Annotated in this window: 16 protein-coding genes; 1 reads left to right on the forward strand and 15 read right to left on the reverse strand. The window is 72.5% G+C overall.

From position 1 onward, the window contains the following. The first annotated feature begins 88 nt into the window (after window positions 1-88). Window positions 89-778 carry a phosphatase PAP2 family protein gene (locus WJM95_RS26125; RefSeq protein ID WP_339132238.1) on the forward strand — a complete coding sequence of 230 codons (690 nt, stop codon included), beginning with the start codon at window positions 89-91 and terminating at the stop codon, window positions 776-778. 7 nt (window positions 779-785) lie between these two features. Here the strand turns inward: WJM95_RS26125 and WJM95_RS26130 are convergent, their stop codons facing one another. Genes WJM95_RS26130 through WJM95_RS26200 form a run of 15 tightly spaced genes read right to left on the reverse strand, consistent with a single transcriptional unit; the run spans window position 786 to window position 19344 of the window. Next, a complete protein-coding gene (locus WJM95_RS26130) occupies window positions 786-2111 on the reverse strand; it encodes a glutamate-1-semialdehyde 2,1-aminomutase (protein ID WP_339132239.1) in 1326 nt (441 codons plus the stop codon). Window positions 2112-2118: 7 nt separating this feature from the next. Continuing rightward, on the reverse strand, window positions 2119-2670 hold the full coding sequence (gene rfbC / locus WJM95_RS26135; protein WP_339132240.1) for a dTDP-4-dehydrorhamnose 3,5-epimerase: 552 nt from the start codon (window positions 2668-2670) through the stop codon (window positions 2119-2121). Next, on the reverse strand, window positions 2667-3905 hold the full coding sequence (locus WJM95_RS26140) for a polysaccharide pyruvyl transferase family protein (RefSeq protein ID WP_339132241.1): 1239 nt from the start codon (window positions 3903-3905) through the stop codon (window positions 2667-2669). The genes rfbC and WJM95_RS26140 overlap by 4 nt, the downstream gene beginning before the upstream one ends. Continuing rightward, the gene (locus WJM95_RS26145) at window positions 3902-4849 is read right to left on the reverse strand and encodes a glycosyltransferase (RefSeq protein ID WP_339132242.1); all 948 of its coding nucleotides are present in this window, start codon (window positions 4847-4849) and stop codon (window positions 3902-3904) included. Before WJM95_RS26145 ends, WJM95_RS26140 begins: the two co-directional genes overlap by 4 nt. After that, window positions 4846-6135: a hypothetical protein gene (locus WJM95_RS26150; RefSeq protein WP_339132243.1), complete on the reverse strand. Its 1290-nt coding sequence runs from the start codon at window positions 6133-6135 to the stop codon at window positions 4846-4848. Before WJM95_RS26150 ends, WJM95_RS26145 begins: the two co-directional genes overlap by 4 nt. A 5-nt stretch (window positions 6136-6140) precedes the next feature. Next, window positions 6141-7424, reverse strand: a complete 1284-nt coding sequence (locus tag WJM95_RS26155) for a DUF4910 domain-containing protein (protein ID WP_339132244.1) — start codon at window positions 7422-7424, stop codon at window positions 6141-6143. Continuing rightward, the gene (locus WJM95_RS26160; RefSeq protein ID WP_339132245.1) at window positions 7412-8437 is read right to left on the reverse strand and encodes an SDR family oxidoreductase; all 1026 of its coding nucleotides are present in this window, start codon (window positions 8435-8437) and stop codon (window positions 7412-7414) included. The genes WJM95_RS26155 and WJM95_RS26160 overlap by 13 nt, the downstream gene beginning before the upstream one ends. 3 nt (window positions 8438-8440) lie before the next feature. Beyond that, window positions 8441-9091 carry a PIG-L deacetylase family protein gene (locus tag WJM95_RS26165; RefSeq protein ID WP_339132246.1) on the reverse strand — a complete coding sequence of 217 codons (651 nt, stop codon included), beginning with the start codon at window positions 9089-9091 and terminating at the stop codon, window positions 8441-8443. Further along, a complete protein-coding gene (locus tag WJM95_RS26170; RefSeq protein ID WP_339132247.1) occupies window positions 9088-9918 on the reverse strand; it encodes a glucose-1-phosphate cytidylyltransferase in 831 nt (276 codons plus the stop codon). Before WJM95_RS26170 ends, WJM95_RS26165 begins: the two co-directional genes overlap by 4 nt. Continuing rightward, window positions 9915-11150, reverse strand: coding sequence for a class I SAM-dependent methyltransferase (locus WJM95_RS26175; RefSeq protein ID WP_339132248.1), 1236 nt, complete (start codon window positions 11148-11150; stop codon window positions 9915-9917). The genes WJM95_RS26170 and WJM95_RS26175 overlap by 4 nt, the downstream gene beginning before the upstream one ends. Then, complete coding sequence (locus tag WJM95_RS26180; RefSeq protein WP_339132249.1) at window positions 11150-12418, reverse strand: glycosyltransferase; 1269 nt, start codon at window positions 12416-12418, stop codon at window positions 11150-11152. Before WJM95_RS26180 ends, WJM95_RS26175 begins: the two co-directional genes overlap by 1 nt. Before the next feature lie 2 nt (window positions 12419-12420). Continuing rightward, on the reverse strand, window positions 12421-13662 hold the full coding sequence (locus WJM95_RS26185; protein ID WP_339132250.1) for an O-antigen ligase domain-containing protein: 1242 nt from the start codon (window positions 13660-13662) through the stop codon (window positions 12421-12423). A gap of 1 nt (window position 13663) precedes the next feature. Next, window positions 13664-15184, reverse strand: coding sequence for a right-handed parallel beta-helix repeat-containing protein (locus tag WJM95_RS26190; protein ID WP_339132251.1), 1521 nt, complete (start codon window positions 15182-15184; stop codon window positions 13664-13666). 15 nt (window positions 15185-15199) lie between these two features. After that, a complete protein-coding gene (locus WJM95_RS26195; protein WP_339132252.1) occupies window positions 15200-17158 on the reverse strand; it encodes an alginate lyase family protein in 1959 nt (652 codons plus the stop codon). After that, a complete protein-coding gene (locus tag WJM95_RS26200) occupies window positions 17155-19344 on the reverse strand; it encodes a bi-domain-containing oxidoreductase (RefSeq protein WP_339132253.1) in 2190 nt (729 codons plus the stop codon). Before WJM95_RS26200 ends, WJM95_RS26195 begins: the two co-directional genes overlap by 4 nt. Between the last annotated feature and the right edge of the window lie 9 nt (window positions 19345-19353).

Here is a 19353-nt window from a genome sequence, read left to right on the forward strand (position 1 = left end):
GCGCGCGGGCCTAATCGGACACAACGGGGGTGCGTCAGTGGGGAGTTGGCGTCAGGCGCAAGCCTCCGCGTTACCCCCGCGGCTCCGCGTGCGGCTCGGGTCCACCGCCGTCATCGCCGCCCTCGTGGTCCTCGTGCTCGGGTTCCTGTACGCCGGTGACCGCACGCCAGGACCGCTGGACGCGCGCCTCGGGACGGAGGCGTACGGCATCGGCTCGCCCTGGCGGAACGTCGCCCTGACCCTGGACTTCCTGGGGGAGCCGGTGGGCTCGGTGGCCCTGGTGACGGCCCTGGTCGCGGCCTTCCTGCTCCACGGCCGCCGGCGCGCCGCCGTACTCGTCGTCGCCGGCCCCACCCTGGCCGTGGGGACGGCGACGCTCCTCAAGTCCCTGGTGGGACGCACCATTCACGGCGACAACCTGTCCTACCCGAGCGGGCACACCGCCTTCGCCACCACGATCGCCCTCGTGGTGGCGCTGACCCCGGCCGGCCGCCCCGGACTCGGCAGGACGGCCGCCCTGTCACTCGTGCTCACGGCGGCGCTGGCCGCCGGGGCCGCCATGGGCTGGGCGGAGGTGGCCCTCGGCGCGCACTACCCGACCGACGCCCTGGGCGGCTGGTGCACCGGACTCGCGGTGCTACCGGCCACCGCGTGGCTGGTCGACCGCACGGCCGACCGGATCACCGACCGCGGCCGACGGGCCGAACGGCCCTCGCACCGGAGACCGGACCGGAGTGCCGAGCGCATGGCCGACGCCGGGCGCGGGGAGCGGGGCTGACGTCATGTCACACCGAGCGGCGGAACACCGGCTTCACCGGCCGTCCGGCCAGCCAGGGTGTGGGGTCGCCGGCGTCCAGTGCCTTGCGGTACACCGCGCAGGCCTCGGCCACCACGTCCACGGTGTGATCGATGTCGGCGTCGGTGAGCGCGCTGCTCACCACGAACGACGGGGCCAGCACCCCGCCCGCGAGGAGCCGCCGCAGGAACAGGGTGCGGTACTCCTGCGACGGCTGCCCGTTCTCGTCGAGCGTGGCGAAGACCAGGTTGCTGGCCCGGCCCCGGACGACGATGTGGTCGCCGACGCCCATGGTCGCCGCGGCCTCGCGGACACCTGCGGCCAGCCGATCCCCGAGGCTGTGCAGCCGAGCGGTGACCCCCTCCTCGACATAGGTCGTGAGCACGGCCGTCGCGGCGGCCAGCGAGTGCGTCTCCGCGCCGTGCGTGGTGGACAGCAGGAACACCCGGTCACCGGAGTGACGCAGCCCGCCCAGCTCCATCAGCTCGCGGCGCCCGGCCAGCGCGGAGACGGCGAATCCGTTGCCCAGCGCCTTGCCGAACGTGGAGAGGTCGGGCACGACGCCGTACAGGCCCTGGGCGCCCGCCTCGGACCAGCGGAAGCCGGTGATCATCTCGTCGAAGACCAGCACACAGCCGTACCGGTCGGCCAGTTCGCGCAGGCCGGCGAGATAGCCGGGCGGGGGCTCGGTGTGGGTGGCGGGTTCGAGGACCAGACAGGCGACGTCGTCGGGATACCGGGCGAGAAGCTCCTCCGTGGCCGCCAGATCCCCGTAGGGGAACGTCACGGTCAGCTCGTTGGTCGCCGCCGGAATGCCGGCGGACATCGGCGTGGTGCCGATGAACCAGTCGTCCACCGAGAAGAACGGATGGTCGGCGCACAGGGCCACCCGCGTGCGCCCGGTGGCGGCGCGGGCGAGCCGCACCGCCGCGGTGGTGGCGTCCGAGCCGTTCTTCGCGAACTTCACCATCTCGGCGGTCGGCACCGTGGCGAGGAAGCGTTCCGCGGCCTCGACCTCCAGGATCGAGGGCCGCACGAAGTTGCTGCCGCGGTCCAGCTCCCGCCGCGCCGCCTCGACCACGCGCGGGTGGGCGTGACCGAGGCTGACCGACCGCAGGCCGGAGCCGTACTCGATGTAGCGGTTCCCGTCGACGTCCCACACGTGGGCACCGTTGCCGTGGCTGATGACCGGGGCCAGGTTGTCGGGATACTGGTCGTCGCCCTTGGCGTACGTGTGCGCGCCACCGGGAATCATGGCGTGCAGTCGCTCGTTGGCCCTCCGCGAGAGGGGAAGGGTGAGCTCTTCGGTGTCCACGCGGACCTCAACTCTCTTCGTGCTTCAGGACCTCGGCGAGGCTCGGTGCCTCCCGGTCCCTTTTTGACATCGATGTGACCGGCAGCGGCCAGGGAACGGCGAGCTCCGGGTCGTCGAAGGCGATCGTCACGTCCTCGGCCGGATCATGGGGGCGGTCGATCCGGTACGAGGTGTCGGCGGTGTCGGTCAGCGCCTGGAAGCCGTGCGCGCACCCCGCCGGGATGTAGAGGGTCACCTGCGTCTCGCCGGACAGCTCGAACGTGGCCACGTTGCGGTACGTCGGCGAGTCCGCCCGCAGGTCCACGACCACGTCGAAGATCCGGCCCGACGAGCACCGCACCAGCTTGGCCTCGCCGGCGCCGGAGCGCAGATGCAGACCGCGCAGCACGCCCTTGACCGAGCGGGACAGGCTGTCCTGGACGAAGGCGTACGGGTCGAGGCCCACCGAGCGGACCACGTCGATGTCGAACGTGCGGCAGAAGAAGCCGCGTTCGTCGGCGTACGGAGTCGGCTCGAAGAGGTACGCGCCGGCGATCGCCTGGACCTCGGTCGCTTTCATGGAGTCTCCCGCGGGGCGTTGGCGTGGGCGTGGTCGGTCGCCGGGAACAGGACCGCCGTCAGGGCCGTGAACTGGTGGTCGAGGCGCCGGACGGCGTCCTCGTTGCGCTCGGCGAGGGTCCGGCGGACGTCCGCCGTGTTCTTCTCCAGGGTCCGGAACTGTTCGAGCAGCCGGTCGGTGTCGACCTCGCGGGCCGGATGGCAGTAGGAGGCCAGCCCCATGAGGTCCATGAGCGCGTCGCTCTTGGCCGCGTAGCTGAGCGCGATCGTCGGGGTGCCGGCCTTCAGCGCGCAGATGAGGTTGTGGTAGCGGGTCGCCACGACGCTGTCGGCGGCCGCCATCTCCTTCATCACGTCGGCGAGCGAGGCGGCCTCGGCGACACTGACCAGCGGAGAGTCCACCGCGTCGAGGATGGCGGTGACCACCGGGGCGTCCACGCCGTCCCCGGTGATCAGCCGGACCGGCCTGCCCTCCTCGACGAGCGCCCGGACGAACCCGGTCGTCCCGTCGAGATAGCGCCGGTGGATCTCGTCGGCCCGGGCGCGGTCGTCGTCACTGCCGTGGAAGGCCATGACGCCCACGCAGACCCGGCCCGGCGCTTCCGCGGGCGCGCCCGCGGACGGCGCCGGGAGGGAGAAGGCGATGTCCGGGTAGACCTCGTCGCGCGAGGTGTCCACGCCCATCGCCCGCATCGCGTCACGGGACGGGGCGTCCCGGTAGGACCGGTACGCGGCGAGCCGCGCCGACCAGCGCACCAGCGTCCGGGTGGCCCGGTTGCCGATCGGGGCGGCGCCGACGCCGACCAGCGCGACCCGGGTGCCGGACAGCCGCCCGGTCGCGCAGAGCAGGAACAGCGAGTAGGGGAAGCCCCACGGCCGCAGCGGCAGCGTGGCCTCCAGGACCCCCATGCCGGGGACGATCACCACGTCGTGCCCGCGCACCCAGGCGGCGGTGCGGAACACGTCGACGAACTTGCCCAGGCCCTTGCCCACGACCGCGGCCGCGCGGGACGCGGTCCGGTACTCCCCGCGGTACCAGTGCAGCCGCGTCGCGGGGATCCCGTACCGGGCCGTCACGGCCTCGGGGCCGCCGCACAGCGCGTCCACGGCCACCTCCGGGTGTCTGTGCCGCAGATAGCCGAGCACGGCCTCGAGCGACCCGTCGTTGCCCAGGTTGCCCGAGCCGAGCAGGCCGAACACCCCGGCGCGCACCGGAGCCTTGCCCGCGGCCGTCACGACCGCCTCCCCTCGCGGCCGGCGACCAGGGCGTCCACCGAGACGTCGAGCCGGTCCGGGTCGACCGGGGCGCGGTCCTCGACCCGCTCGCCTGCGCCCGGCCGGACCCGGCTGGTCATCCACGCGGCCAGGTGCCGGTAACAGGCGCGCCGGTCGGCCGGGGACAGCGGCGCCCGCCGGATCGACGAGGCGAAGCCCCAGACGTACTCGGCGAGCAGCCGGGGCGTCGGGTGCAGCGGGCCGGCCCGGCGCGGGTCGAGGTTGACGCACCGGGAGCGCTTGGACGGGTTCGCCCGCTCGGCGCGGGTGGGATGGTCGCGCCGGAAGTACAGCAGTTCGGGCACCTGGTGGAAGGGTCCGTGCAGGGTGATCTCGGCGACGTAGGTGCGGTCCGCGTGGTGGTAGCTGTCCATCGGCTTCACCCGGCGCAGCATGTCGGTGCGCATGACCCCGTAGAAGTCGTCGCCGCCGGGCTCGAACAGCAGGCTGCGGAAGCGCTCCGGCGCGTTCGGCGAGTCGGTGGCGAGCGTGTAGTCGTAGGGGACCTTCACCTTGCCGTCGCCGTCGATGACCGCCTGGCCGGTGTGCGCGAGGATCATCTCCGGCCGCTCGTCCAGCGCCTCGACGCAGCGCTTCAGCAGGTCCCGGCCGTACAGGTCGTCGTGCGAGGCCCACTTGAACAGCTCGCCGCGGGACTCGGCGAGCACATGGTTGTGGTTCGGCGTGGCGCCGATGTTCCGGGACAGCCGCAGGTACCGGATGCGCGAGTCCTTCGCCGCGTACCGGCGGCAGATGTCCTCGGTCCCGTCGGTCGAGGCGTTGTCGGAGACGACCAGTTCGAAGTCCTCGTACGTCTGGCCGAGCAGGGCGTCGAACGACTCGGCCAGGTACTCCTCGCCGTTGTACACGGGCAGGCCGATGCTCAGCCTGGGTTGCGCGGTCATGACGTCCTCACTTCGGGGATCGGTTCCTGTGCGCGCTCGCGCAGGGCGGAGCGCAGTTGCAGCCACCACACGGCCGAGCCGCCGACGGTCGCGGCGGCGACGCCCCAGGCCGAGCCGACCGCGCCCGCGGCGGCCGCGCCGCCGAGTCCGCCGCCGACGTAGCAGACGGAGGCGAACAACTGGCAGCGCAGGCTGCGCCGGGCCGCGCCGAGCGCGCGCAGCCCGGCCGCCGCGCCGGTGCCGAGGCCCGCGCCGGCGACGCCGAGGCTGATCGGCACGATGAGCTGGGAGGCGGAGTGCCAGACGTCGCCGAGCACCGTCTCGCCGAGTCCGCCGGGGATCAGCAGCAGGGCCGCGCCCCAGATCAGTGAGCCCGCGGCCTGCCCCCCGCCGAGGAGCAGGCAGAACCTGGCCAGCCGGTGCGGGGCCCTGCGCAGTACCCGGGCCGCCTCCGGGACGGTCACCAGGGACAGCCCCATCAGGACGGCGAGGAACGGGCCCATGAGGAGCTCGGCGCCCCGCACGGCCCCCACCGCGCTCACCCCGACGATCACGCCGACCCCGTACGCCCGCAGCTGGCTCGCGCCACTGAGGCTCACGTTCTCGACGAGGTAGCGGTAGCCGAGGTCGCGCTGCTCGCGCAGCCAGCCGCGCGCCTCCGCCATCCGGGGCCGGATGCCGGACTGGACGCAGCCGTAGCCCGCCGCCACCGTGGCGGACGCGCCCCAGGCGAGCACGAAGGCGGCCACCGTGCCCACATGGGCGGCCACCACCATGGCCGGGATCAGGGCGACACCCCACGCGACGTCGTTGAGGAACGCCTTGCGCCCGGTGCCCGCGGCGAAGAACGAGTACCTCCAGGCGTCCTGGAGCAGCAGTCCGGGCAGCATGAGACCGAGCGCGGCGAAAGCGGGCCCCACCCGGCCGCCGAGGCCGAGCCCGGCCACCAGGGACACCGCGCCGAGGACGATGCCGACGCAGAGCGCGGTGCCCGTCGAGCGGCCCACCGCCCCGCGCCAGGCCGGGCCCGGCGGACCGCTGAAGCGCACCGTGAGCGGATCGGTGGCCAGCCCGCGGGAGACGTTGAGCACCACGCCGTACGTCACCCAGGCGAGGCTGAACACGCCGAACGCGGTCACCCCGAGCGAGCGGGCCACGTAGATGCCGACCGCGAAGTTGCTCACGCTGGAGGCCGCCTGGTCGGCCAGCCCCCAGGACAGCCGGCCGACGAGGGCACGCTTGGCGGACCTGGCCGGTGCCCTCGCCGTCTCCTCCTCCGTGGTCATCCGCCTCACGCCTTGATCAGTTCGGCGCCGTGCAGCGCGTCGGCCGCCGCGGCGACGGTGTCGAACGGCAGCCCGGACCGCTCGGCCACGTCCAGCAGCGTGTGGTCGCCGTCGGAGAGGCTGAGCACCCAGAGCATGGCCATCTGCGCCTGCTTGGTGTCACTGCGGCCGCCGAGCGCGTCGTACAGCCCGCGCCTTCCCAACTGCGGCTCGCCGTACGGGCTGAGGTTGACGTACCGGCGGTTGCGGTCCAGGACGCCGAGGGCCTCGCGGCACACGGCGAGCGTGTCCTCCATCGCCGCGGGGGAGACGAAGTCCAGGTTGTCGGCCGAGGTGTGGTACTCGGGGTAGCCCGCGTACGGGGTCCTGCTGAGCGAGCCCACCCCGAGGTCGAACCCGGGCGAGCAGTACTGCCGCTCGTCGTAGCCGTACGGGGTGAACTCGTCGATCCGGTGCGGGCGTTCGGAGGTGTCGAGCACGTGCCGCAGCACACGGTCGATCTCCGCGTCCCCGCGCCTGCTCCGCTTGTAGGTGAGGTGGCCCGGATCGCCCGCGCAGGCCAGCACCAGCCCGTGCTTGACCTGGTCGATCCGGTCCGCGTTGCGGGCCAGCCAGGTGATCGCCCCGATCGTGCCGGGCGCGAAGATGAACCGGTAGGTGTAGTACGGGTTCTCCTCCGCCAGCGCCCGCGCCAGGAACGTCGCCACCGCGACACCGGCCATGTTGTCGTTGGCCAGTGACGGGTGGCAGACATGGCAGGAGACGATCACCTCGTCGGCGACCTGTCCGGGGACCACGTGCTCGGCGTAGGTGAGATGGCCGTCGGCGAGGGTCGAGTCGATGCGCACCTCGTAGTCGCCGTCCGGCATCGCGTCCAGGGTGTCCTGGGCCAGGCAGAAGCCCCACTCCGGCTTGTAGTAGCTGGTGCGGTACGGCACCCAGGCCGGGTGCTCCGGCAGGGTGTGCAGATGTCCGCGCAGCTCGGACAGCGGCATCGTCGCCGACACCGGCACGCTGTAGCCGAGCACGTGCAGGCTGGACGCGGCGAAGTCGACGACCCGCCTGCCCGTGCCGTCGGCTATGTAGGCGTCCCTGATGTTCCACTCCTGCGGCACCGTCCAGTCCAGGACCTGGGTGCCGGTCGGCACCTCGTGCACCTGGAGCGGGATGTACTCGCCGACGATGTCCAGGGTGGCGCGCACCCCGTCGCCGGTGATGCTCCGGCAGAGCGGGTACATCCGCTCCAACAGCGCGTGCATCTCCTCGCCCGGGCCGGTCACCGGCGCCACCGCAGGGTGTCGTCGACGGTGCCGGCCTCGGAGGCGGCGCGCAGCACGGCGAGCCGGGTGAAGCGCTGCTCGAAGCTCTCCCGGGTCAGCCCGTGCTTGCGGTAGGCGTCGGCGAGTTCGAGCGCGCCCCGCTTTACCGACCACTCGCAGTCGAAGCCGGGGATCGCCGCGCGGAACCGGGAGAAGTCCACCCGGTAGGACCGCGGATCGGCGCCGTTCTCCCCGGTGATCACCACCTTGGCGCCTTCCACCGCCTCGGCGACCTGCTCGGCGATCTCGGCGACCGTTACGTTGTTCGTCTCGCTGCCGATGTTGAACGCCCGGTCGTGCACCGCGTCCCGGGGCGCGTCCAGCGCGGCCGTGAAGGCCCGGGCGATGTCGGCGGCGTGCACCAGCGGGCGCCAGGGCGTGCCGTCGGACAGGACGAGGACCTCGCCGGACAGCAGGGCGTGTCCCACCAGGTTGTTCAGCACGATGTCGGCGCGCAGCCGGGGCGAGTAGCCGAAGGCGGTGGCGTTGCGCATGTACACGGGGCTGAAGTCGCCGTCGGCGAGCTCGTGCAGGTCGTCCTCCACCCGCACCTTGGACTCCGCGTACGGCGTCACCGGGCGCAACGGCGCCTCCTCGGCGACCAGTTCGTCGCCTCCGGCGGCTCCGTAGACCGAGCACGTGGACGCGTACAGGAAGCGCCGCACCCCGGCCTCGCGGGCGAGGCGGGCCAGCTTCACGGACGCGTGGTGGTTGATGTCGTAGGTGAGTTCCGGTGCCAGCGACCCCAGCGGGTCGTTGGACAGCGCGGCCAGGTGGATCACGGCGTCCACCCCGGCCACGTGTTCGGCCGTGACGTCACGCAGGTCGACCCGGGGCCCGGGCGGGTCCGCGGGCGTCGGGCCGAGCACGCAGTCGGCGAACAGCCCGGAGTCCAGACCGACGACCTCGTGCCCGGCGGCCGTGAGGACCGGGGCCATGACGGTGCCCAGATAGCCCTGGTGCCCGGTCAGCAGTACGCGCAAGGTTCATTCCCCCAGGTCGAGAGTGAGTTTGGTGACGGCGAACGCCTCGGCGTAGCGCGCGTTGCATTCGATACCGCGGATCCGGGCGAGCCCCAGGAAGGCCTCCCGGTCGTACCAGGACCGGTGCCGCTGCGAGGGATAGTGCTCCTGGAGCAGCAGCGCCTTCCGTTCGGCGATCTCGGGCGACAGCGGCTGGTACGCCACCGGACGGCCGAGGTCGCCGTCCCACTTGACGATCTCGTAGCCGAGCACGAGATGGTCGCGGAACGCCGTGGTCATGAGCTTCGCCAGACCGCGGTGGTCCTGGTGCGCGTCCTCGGTGCGCGGCGCGAGGACGAGATCGGGCTCCGTCTGCGCGCGCAGGTCCTCGACCGCGCGCTTGGCCTCGTCCCAGTGCGCGGGCAGCCGGCCGTCGGGCAGCTTGTGCACCGTCAGCCGGAGATCGGCGCCGGGGCAGAAGGCGGCGAGCGCGGCCCGCTCCTCCTGCTCCCGCTCGCTGCCGCCGCCCGAGAGCACCAGCGCGTCCACGCGGACGCCCGGCCGCGCGAGGCACAGCGCGAGCAGCGTGCCCCCCGCGCCGATGGCTATGTCGTCGCAGTGCGCGCCCACCGCGACGATCCGGTCCAGACGCCGTCCGGCGCCGAGCCCGATCACGCGGTCCCCGCCCCGGTGCCGGTCCGGCTCGCGGGCACGAGCGCCCGGGTGCCCTCGTGCTCCCACACGGCCCACGGGCGCTCGCCCCGCGCGTAGGCCTCGTCGAGCGCCGCCCGCTCCTTCACGGTGTCGGTCGGCTTCCAGAAACCGCGGTGCTGGTGCGCCACCAGCCTTCCCTCCTTGGCCAGCCGGGCGCAGCCGTCGGCGACCAGGTCCCCGTTCTCCGGGATGTGGTCGAAGACCTCCTGGCGGAGCACGAAGTAGCCGCCGTTCTCCCACAGCGGCATGTCGCTGACCGCGGTGATGCCTCCCACGAGCCCGTCCTCGCCCAGGTCCACGCAGTGGAACGAGGACTGCGGCGGCACCACCATCATCGACGCGCCGGCGTCGCGCCGGGCGAAGTTGTCGATCATCTCCGGCAGCGGGGCGTCGGTGAGCACGTCGGCGTAGTTGGCGAGGAACATCTCGTCGCCGTCCAGGTACGGGCGCACCCGGCGCAGCCGTTCGCCGATCGGCGACTCGATGCCCGTCTGCACGAACGTGATCGTCCAGGAGGAGATGTCGGTGGACAGCAGCTCGGTCCTGCCGCCCCGCAGCACGAAGTCGTTGGACGTCGTCTCCTCGTAGTTGAGGAAGAAGTCCTTGATGTGGCGGGCCCCGTACCCGAGGCACAGGATGAACTCGGTGTGCCCGAAGTGCGCGTAGTAGCGCATGACGTGCCAGATCAGCGGGCGGGGGCCGACCATCGCCATCGGCTTGGGCACGTCGTCGGAGGCTCCGCTGCGCATGCGCATCCCGTAGCCGCCGCAGAACAGTACGACCTTCATGCCTTGACCTCGACAATGCTCAGTTCGGGGATGGGGAAGACGAGCCTGCCGCCCCATTCGTGGACGAAGGACAGCTGTTCGGTGAGCTCGGCCCGCAGGTTCCACGGCAGGACGAGGACGTAGTCCGGCTTGTCGGCGGCGATCTGCTCGGGCGCCAGGATCGGGACGCGGGTGCCCGGGGTGAACCGGCCGTGCTTGTACGGGTTGCGGTCGACCGTGTACGCGAGCAGGTCGGGCCGGATGCCGCAGTGGTTGAGCAGGGTGTTGCCCTTGCCCGGGGCGCCGTAGCCGACGACGCTCTCGCCGCGCTCGGCCGCGTCGATGAGGAACCGCAGCAGGTCCCGGCGCACCTTGGCGACCCGGGCGGAGAACTCGGTGTACCCGGACAGGTCCTGGAGCCCGGCCGCCTTCTCCCGGTCGAGGACCTCGGCCACCCGCGCGGACGGCTCACCGGCCACCTCGTCGGGCCGCGCCCACAGCCGGACGGAGCCGCCGTGCGTGGGCAGCAACTCGACGTCCACGAGCGTCAGTCCACCGCTCGCCAGCGCCCGGATCGCGGACGCGACCGTGTAGTACTGGAAGTGCTCGTGGTAGATCGTGTCGTACTGGTTCTCCTCGATCAGCGTCAGCAGGTGCTGCACCTCGATGGAGACCCAGCCGTCGTCGGCGACCAGGGCGCGCAGCCCCTGGGTGAACCCGACCACGTCGGGGATGTGCGCGTACACGTTGTTGGCCACGACCAGGTCCGCGGGGCCGTGTTCGGCGCGGACGGCGGCACCGGTGTCCGGGCTCAGGAACGCCGTGAGCGTGGGCACGCCCGCGTCCCGTGCCGCCGCGCCGACGTTCACCGAGGGCTCGACGCCCAGGCAGCGGATCCCGCGCTCCACCACGTGCTTGAGCAGATAGCCGTCGTTGCTCGCCACCTCGACCACGAACGCGTCGGCGCCGAGACCGGCCTTCTCCACCGCGCCGTCGACGAACGTGCGCGCGTGCTCGACCCAGGAGGTCGAGAAGGAGGAGAAGTACGCGTACTCGCTGAACGTCTCCTCAGGTGTGATCAGCGGCGGGATCTGCGCGAGCCAGCAGGTGGTGCACACCCGCAGGTGCAGCGGGTACGCCGGCTCCGGCTGGTCCAGTTGGTCCGCGGCGAGAAAGCTCTCGCACGGCGGGGTCGCCCCGAGATCGACGACGCTCGCGAGCGACGCCGCGCCGCAGAGTCGGCAACGTGACATCAATTTCCCCCATCCCGCTCGCGCGGGTGTACCCGCGGCGAGCCCGTTCTTTCCCCTACCGGCTGCGGGCCGTCCCCGCCGCCGGACCGTCCCGCGATCGCGGTGCGGTACCCCTCCAGGAGTCGCTCCAGCCCGACGGCCGGACTGAAGTCCTTCTCGTAACGGCGCCGGGCCGCCTGTCCCATCTCCCGGTTGCCGTCCGGCTCCGCCGTGACCCGGCGCAGACAGGACGCGAGCGAGGCCGCCTCGCCCGGCTGGTGCAGCAGCCCGGTCACCCCGTCCTCGACGAGTTCGACGAAGGCGCCGTGACCGGCGGCGACCGCCGGCACCCCCGCCGCCATCGCCTCCACGACCACCAGGCCGAACGCCTCCAGCCAGGTGGACGGGGCCACCACAGCCACCGACCGCGCGATGGCCCGCCGGCATTCCTCCTGGTCGTACAGGCCGACGTAGCGCACGTCGTCCCGCCCCGCCGCCCAGGCGGTCACCTCCGCCTCCAGCGGTCCGGTACCGGCGACCACGAGCGGCACGCCGACTCCGCCGCCGGCGGTGATCTCGTCCCACGCGGCCATGAGCAGCCGTACGCCCTTGGCCTCCGCGAGCCGGCCGAGATAGAGCACGTGCTCGCCCGCGTCCGTCCGCACGACGCCGGGCTCGGGCACGAAGTTGTGCTTCACCGCCAGCCGTTCGGCCGGCATGCCCGCCGCCGCCAGGACGTCACGCTGTGCCGCCGAGATGCAGAAGAAGCGCTCCACGCCGGTCCACCACCGCCGCCGGTTCACCGACAGGCTGACCGCGAGCGGCACCGTCGCCAGGCGGGAGCCGCGGTAGCAGCCGTGGCGGACGGCGGGCAGCGGCGAGGACCCCACGCAGTCGGTGCAGGGCCGGCCGTCCCGCTGGAGCGTGCCGGGCGGGCAGATCTGGGTGTAGTTGTGCAGCGTGGCCACGGCGGGCACCCCGGCGTCGGCGCAGGCGGCCAGCACCGCGGGCGACAGCAGCGGGAAGACGTTGTGGACGTGCACCACGTCCGGCCGCTCGGCGCGCAGCCGGGCCGCGAGATCCTTGCGCACCCCCGGGTTCCACGGCACCAGCAGCGGCAGCGCGGCCTTGCCCGGCAGGGACAGGGAGGCGATGTCGTCGCTGCGCCGCTCGAACAGCTCGACCCGGTGGCCGCCGTCGCGCAGCAGGGCCACCTCCTGGTCGACGACCTTGTTCTCTCCGCTCGGCTGCGCCGAGGCGTAGCGGTTGTGCACCACGAGGACGCGCATGCTCAGACCACCTCCGATCGCTGGGCCCAGCGCGGGACACGCCGTCGCGGGATGTGGGGCACCGTCAGGGGAGTGGCCGAGGCGGGCGTCGCCAGCAGGGAGGCGGCCAGGGCCAGGTGCAGCAGATACGGCGAGGCGTCGCCCAGTCCGGCCTCGGTGTACGACGCCATCGCGCAGTAGCTGATCAGGAAGATCGCGCAGGCCCGCGACAGCGACGGCGGCCGCAGCAGCGCGACCGCGCCGAGCACGACGAGGAACGCGGCCACCAGACCGACGCCGATCACGCCCTGTTCGTTGTAGACGGCGAGCCAGCTGTTGTCGATCGGGAGCCCGTCGAACGACTTGTCGCCCAGACCGTGGCCGAACAGGTACTCGGTGGTGGACCGGGGTGCCGTCAGCAGGGCGTGCCAGACCTTGGCCCGGCCGGTGAGGCTGGAGAAGTTCTCCTGGCTCTGTCCGCGCAGGAACCAGGTCTGGAGCGCGGAGGCGAACCCCACCGCCACCACCGCGGAGATCGCCACCGCCCAGGTGAAGAACCGGCGCGCGGCGGCGCTGGTCAGCATGAGCGAACCGATCGCCAGCACCAGCCCGACGAGCAGGCCGAGCGTGGCCGTCCGGGTGTGGGTCAGGGCGAGCAGGACGAGCGAGGGCACGATGACCACGGCCGCGCTGGTCCGGTCGGTGCGGCCGCCGAGCAGGAGCAGCACGGTCAGACCGATGATCACCGCCGCGTACTGTCCGATCTGCGGCGGGGTGAGCGGCCACAGCGCGCCGACCAGCCGTCCGCCGTACAGATCCGGCAGGGCGGCACCCGGTGAGGCGATCAGCCCGGCGGCCACCGTGCCCAGCACCGCCAGGTACATCCGGATGTGGTGCCGGACGAAGGTCGTCCCGCCGTCCCACCAGCGGCTGAGCAGCCACAGTGTGCCGACGAACAGGGAGAGTCTGAAGCAGCGGAACAGCGCCCCGAACCCGGACTCCAGATGCACGCTGGAGATCACGCTCAGCACCAGCAGCACGGTGAGCAGGAACAGATAGGCCCCGGCCCGGATCCGCAGCCGGGCGTTGACCGTCAGGGCCAGCGCGAACGCGGTGACCAGCGCGCCCATGGTGACCATCTGGATGAGCGAGCGGGGCAGCGGGACGATGGTCTTCGCGCCGGCGGAGCCGAGCGTGTTGAGGATCAGCAGTCCCCAGACGGTCCCGACGATCTTCGGCGTGTGGTCGGTGCGGTCGGCGCTCATCTCAGCCCCCGTCCTGGGCGCGGAAGGTGCTGCCCGCGTCCTGGCCGTACGGCGTGGCCTGCCACTGCACGGAGTCGAGCACCCGGCTCGGGTCGTGGGCGACGAACCGCCACGGTCCGACGTAGGTGTTGTCGTGCCAGCGGTTGTGCTGCTTGAGGGTGATCGCCTCGGCCACCCGCTCGCCCTGGTACGGCGACCAGTCCGGATAGGTGCCGTAGTTGGCCAGCACGGCCATGCGGTCGCACCTGACCGTGCAGGCGACGACGGACTTGTCCAGCACGAAGCGGTTGTTGTGGATGTCCACCCGCTGGGTCTTCCAGCGGCAGTCGGCGTACAGCGGCGCGGTGGCGATCGCCGGCCGGGCGCACCTCTTGGTGTTCTTCACCAGCAACGTGCAGTCGCCGGACGAGGTGTTGGCCGGGCTGTTGCAGAACCGGTCGGCGTTCTCCCACAGGGTGATGCCCGACCAGTTGTTCTCCAGCAGGTTCCGGTCGATCTCGATCTTGTCCGTACGGGCCGGGATCCGTGGTTCGCCGCCGGACTCGGACAGATAGATCGTCGCGAACGGGAAGTTGTCCCCGCGGTCGGCGTACTTGCGGCCCTCCACCCAGTTGTTCCGCCGGATCGTGTTCCCCCTGATGACCGCGTTGTAGCTGGTCTCGTAGATCAGCGCGGCGCCGTCGTTGGCCTCGAGCACGTTGTCCTCGATGAGGAAGTCGTTGTTGTTGGTGTCCGCCCACAGACCGGTTCCGCGGTTGTCGTGCACCCAGTTGCCCCGTATGTCGGCGCCGTCCACGGCCCAGAACTTGACGCCTCCGGTGCAGCCGCAGCCGGGCTGCCGCCGCTCCCAGTCGTCCTTGTTGTTGCCCGTGATCTCGTTGCCCTCCAGCACCAGACCCGTGATGCGCCCGCTGCCCTTGTACGCGTTCATCCCGTACTGGCCGTTGTCCCGCAGACAACTGGCGCGGACCTGCTGGCGGGCACCGGCCATCAGCCCGGCGCCCGAGTTGTCCTGGATCGTCGCGTGCTCGATCACCCAGCCGTCGGCCGAGTCGTGGTTGACCACGCCCTCGTTCTGCGGCGGGACGAAGCCCTGCACCGTCAGATGGCGGATGGTGACGTCCGGGGCGGTGCCGGCGAACGCGTACTGGTTGGTCTTCCCGCCGTCGAGCACCGCGCCGGGCGCTCCGATGTAGACGTCCCCCTTCTTGGGGACGACCTGGGCGTAGCGGTCCCGGTCGAGCCGGTGCTTGCCGGGCCGCAGCCAGAACGTGGTGTTCGCGGGGTGGCTCCTGGTCTTCGCGGAGAGGTCACCGGCCTTCGAGGGGTCGACCGTCACCGCGCCCGCCGGCGCCTTCGCCGGACCGGGCGCGGGTTTGGCGCACACCCGCGCCACGGACGCGGACGGCACGGCGGTCGGCTTCAGCCGAGCCTGCTGCGAGCTGTCGCAGCCGGTCGCCGTCGGCAGGGCCAGCGCCAGCAGTGCGGCAGGCAGCGCCCAGTGCCGCCACTTGATCCCCAAGCTCCCTCTTCCTCCCTAGCCGTGAAACCTGAGTACGGTGGTGAACCCCTGCGTGCCGTCGGTGACACCGGTGCCGACCAGCGTGGTGGCGGGTTCCTTGCGCCCGAAGCCGGGTGAGTACCAGCCGAGGGGCGGTTCGCTCTCGCCGCGGTGCGCCCGCCAGTCCAGCCGGCCGGGCAGGTCGAGTTCCGCGGAGCGCTCCTCGCCGTCCCGGGTCCAGCTGAGCCGGGCCTTGTTCCCCGCGAGTTCCGCCGTGACCGCCGGGCCGAGGTGGAACGCGAGGCGCACCTCCCGGCGCGGGCCGAGCACCTCGTCGGTCACCGTCAACTCGCGGCTCGCGGAAGCCAGTTCCACGCGCCGGCGATGGGTGGAGGACTCGTAGCCGTCGTGCTCGGCGCACCAGCGGGCCACCTCCGCCCCCGAGGTGTCCGCGACCAGGACACGGGTGCGGGCGTGCCGGGTCCACAGGAACGGGCCGCCGGAGACGGACTGGTCGGTGCCGTCCAGTTCCAGGGTGTTGTGGCCGAGGGTGGAGCGGAAGTACCGCCGCCACTCGGGCTGTCCGTGGTAGCAGAACGTCCCGGGGTCGGCGAGCACGTCGACCCCGTCGTGCCTGACCTCCACCGACAGCGCGTCCGCGTGGGCGTGCGCCGCGATGGACAGGAATCCGTGCGGACCGCCGTCGCAGCGGGCCCAGATCTCCCCGGGACCCCGCAGGACGGTCATACCGGCGTCCGGGAAGTGGGCCGGTCTGCTCGCCGGACGGGACACCGGGGGAGTGGTTCCCTTCCCCCCGTACGGCCGCACGAGCGCGGCCAGCAGCGGGGTGCGCACATCGGTGCCGGTCACCTCGGGCCACCAGTCGAGCCGGCCGAACACGGCGTCCCCGGTGGCCAGCAGGGAGCCCCAGCGGTCGGTGCCCGCCCCGTCCACGACCAGACCGTGCCCGTCGTCCGCGTCCCCCTGGCGCGGGGGCCGCAGCCGGTTGTCCACCACCGCGGCGAGCGCGTCGGTCATCCGCAGCAGCACCAGCCGGACCGTCGCCGGGACCGGCACACCCGCGGCGTCCGCCTCGGCCACCGCGGCCAGGCCGAGCTCCAGCACCAGCCCGTGGTACTCGGAGGCCAGTTCGCGGTTGAGCCCCGAGCCGAACGTGTTGCCGCGCAGCTGCCGGTCGAGCGATCGCATCGCCTCGGCCCGCCAGCGCCCCGAGGAGGGGAACCAGCCGAACGCGCAGGCCGCGGCCAGCTGCCCGGCGGCCTCGGCGATGACGTGGTTGTTCGCCGATGAGCCCCGGCTGGGGAAGGCGGCCAGCCAGCGCTGGTGGTGCCAGATCTGCTCGCGCGCCACCGGGTTGTCCTCGAACAGGGCGGACGCCCCGGCCCAGCCGTCGAGCAGCCGGCGGATCCACACCCAGGACAGCAGCCGGATCCCCAGCTCGATGCCGCTGGTCCAGTGCACCCCGCGCAGCGGCGCGTTGGCCGTCCACCACGACCGCAGGTGCGCGGCCACCCGCTCGGCGTACCGCTCGTCCCCGGTGACCGCGTAGGCGGCGGCCAGCACGGTGAGGTACTGGTGCCGGGACGGCTCCCAGATCTGCTTGATGTCCCCGACCGCCTCCTCGTCGCGGTAGGGCACGTCGAAGGCGTACACCAGCGGCGCCCGGCGCCCGGTCCTCGGGTCGTGGCACCAGTCCGGATCGACCAGGTCGTCGCGGTCCACGCCGAAGAACTCGGCGTGCCCCTCCATCAGCCGGTCCGCCTCGGCGACCAGACGCTTCGCGGCGTCAGGCGGCACCGCGGCGACCGTCCCGGAGGGCAGCACGGCGGTGAACCGGGCGCCGGTCACCGCGGGGCAGGCGGGCGGCGCCGAGCGCCACCGCCGTCTGCGCACGGTGTCGCCCACCCGGCCGCCGACCTCCCGCGGCCCCATCCGGGACAGCCGCCGCAGGTACCAGCCCGCGCTCATCGTCATCGCGGCCCCGCCAGCGTCACCGGCGCACCGGCCGCCAGGCCGGCCTGCACGGCGAGGGTGGCCGCCGTCGTGGCGACCAGCGACTCCAGCGGCACCGGCATCGGACCGCCGGTCCGCACGGCCTTGACGAACGCGGCCAGTTCGGCGGACTGGCCCTTGTCCCGGGCCTTCGGCAGCCGCGAACTGACCCAGCGCTTGCGCCCGTACACCGAGGCGCGCACGAAGTCGTCGAGCCGCAGCACCTTGCCGTCCGCGACCAGGTCGAGCGTCTCCTTGGGGAAGCCGGGCGCGCCGGTGGTGACATAGCTGATGGCGGCGGTCGAGCCGTCGGGGTAGCCCAGGACGATCTGGAGGTCCTCGTTGCCGGACGGGGCGACCGCGTACACCGAGACCGGATCGGCGCCGAGCAGCCAGCTCGCCGTGTCGACGAAGTGGCCGCCCTCGCCGGCGAACCGCGAGCCCTCGGTGCCCTGCTGGAGATACCAGCTGCCCTGGGTCAGCTGCCCCGCGTTGACGAGGTAGCGCAGGCTCGCGGGGCCGGTCCTGGCTCCGAACCGCTTCCTGGCCTCCTGGAGCAGCGGCGAGAAGCGGCGGTTGAAGCCCACCTGGAGCCGGTCGTTGCCCGACTCCTCCACCGCGGCCAGCACACCGGCCAGTTCGTCCTCGGTGAGCGCCAGCGGCTTCTCCACGAACACGGTCTTGCCCGCCAGCAGCGCCTTGCGCGTCAGCTCGGCGTGCGAGCTGTGCCGGGTGACCACGAACACCGCGTCGACGGACTTGTCGCCGAGCACGGCGTCGAGATCGGTGGTCGCCTCCGCGAAGCCGAACTTCCGCTGCGCGTTGGCCGCGGACAGCGCCGTCGTGGTGACGACCGTGGACAGCTCGATGCCGTCACGCTGCGCCAGGTGCGGCAGCAGCATCGACGTCGCGTAGTTGCCCGCGCCGACGAAGGCCAGCCGCACCGGCGTCTTGGCGGCCCGGACCGGGGCGGACGCCTCGGCGCCGCCGCGCCGCACCGCGGGCACGGCCACCTCGGGGGCCTTGGCCTCGGCCTCGGTGGTGTCCCCGGGGTAGCGGAACAGCACGGCGACGGCCTTCAGGCTGCCGTCCTTCAGGTTCTGGTACGTCTCGACGGCGTCGTCGAAGTCGGCGACGTGGGACACCAGCGGCTCCACGTCGACGCTGCCGCGGGCGACGAGATCGAGGAAGCACGCCAGGTTGCGGCGCTCGGTCCAGCGCACGTAGCCGATCGGGTAGTCCCGTCCCTCCAGCTCGTACGCCGGGTCGTAGCGCCCGGGGCCGTAGCTGCGGGAGAACCGGACGTCGAGTTCCTTCTCGTAGTACGCGTTCCACGGCAGGTCGAGGCGGCACTTGCCGATGTCCACGACCCGGCCCCGGTCCCGGCTCAGCCGCGCGGCCAGCTCGACGGGCTGGTTGCTGCCGCCGCCCGCGGCCAGGTACACCTGGTCCACGCCATGGCCGCCGGTGAGTTCCGCGACGGCGTTCTCCACGGCCGCGGAGGCGGGATCGCCGCAGGCGGCCGCGCCCAGGCGCTCGGCGAGCTCGCAGCGCGCCGGGTCGGGGTCGGCCCCGACGACACGCACCCCCGAGGCGGTCAGCAGCTGCACCACCAGCTGCCCGATCAGCCCGAGACCGATGACCAGCGCCACCTCGCCGAGCCGCGACTCGCCCTGGCGGACCCCCTGCATCGCGATCGACCCGACCGTGCCGAAGGCCGCGTGACGCGGCGCGAGGCCGTCGGGCACCGGTGCGTAGAGGTTCTTCGGCACCCAGTTCAGCTCCGCGTGCAGCGCGTGCTCGTTGCCGGCGCAGGCCACGAGGTCGCCGACCTTCACGTCGTCGATCCCGGCGCCGACCTGCTCGACCACCCCGCACAGCGAATAGCCCAGCGGCGTGTAGGAGTCCAGCTTGCCCATCACCTTGCGGTACGTGGCGGGCACCCCGTTGGTGGCCACGCTCTGCACGACCTTGGCCACCTGGTCCGGGCGGGAGCGCGCCTTGCCCAGCATCGACATGCCGGCCTCGGACACCTTCATGAGCTCGGTGCCGGTGGAGATCAGCGAGTACGCGGTCCGCACCAGCACACCGTCGGGCTTGCACCCGGGCACCGGCACGTCGAGCAGCGCCAACTCGCCGCTCTTGTAGTTCTGTACGACCTGTTTCACCGAAGTCCT

Origin of the sequence: Streptomyces sp. f51, assembly GCF_037940415.1 — a bacterium.
Taxonomy (GTDB): domain Bacteria; phylum Actinomycetota; class Actinomycetes; order Streptomycetales; family Streptomycetaceae; genus Streptomyces.

Coding starts and splice junctions, on each gene's coding strand:
- WJM95_RS26145 (WP_339132242.1), bottom strand. CDS start 4,849: ATGACCGCGCAACCCAGGCTGAGCATCGGCCTGCCCGTGTACAACGGC.
- WJM95_RS26185 (WP_339132250.1), bottom strand. CDS start 13,662: ATGAGCGCCGACCGCACCGACCACACGCCGAAGATCGTCGGGACCGTC.
- WJM95_RS26180 (WP_339132249.1), bottom strand. CDS start 12,418: ATGCGCGTCCTCGTGGTGCACAACCGCTACGCCTCGGCGCAGCCGAGC.
- WJM95_RS26175 (WP_339132248.1), bottom strand. CDS start 11,150: ATGTCACGTTGCCGACTCTGCGGCGCGGCGTCGCTCGCGAGCGTCGTC.
- WJM95_RS26150 (WP_339132243.1), bottom strand. CDS start 6,135: ATGACCACGGAGGAGGAGACGGCGAGGGCACCGGCCAGGTCCGCCAAG.
- WJM95_RS26195 (WP_339132252.1), bottom strand. CDS start 17,158: ATGACGATGAGCGCGGGCTGGTACCTGCGGCGGCTGTCCCGGATGGGG.
- WJM95_RS26170 (WP_339132247.1), bottom strand. CDS start 9,918: ATGAAGGTCGTACTGTTCTGCGGCGGCTACGGGATGCGCATGCGCAGC.
- rfbC (WP_339132240.1), bottom strand. CDS start 2,670: ATGAAAGCGACCGAGGTCCAGGCGATCGCCGGCGCGTACCTCTTCGAG.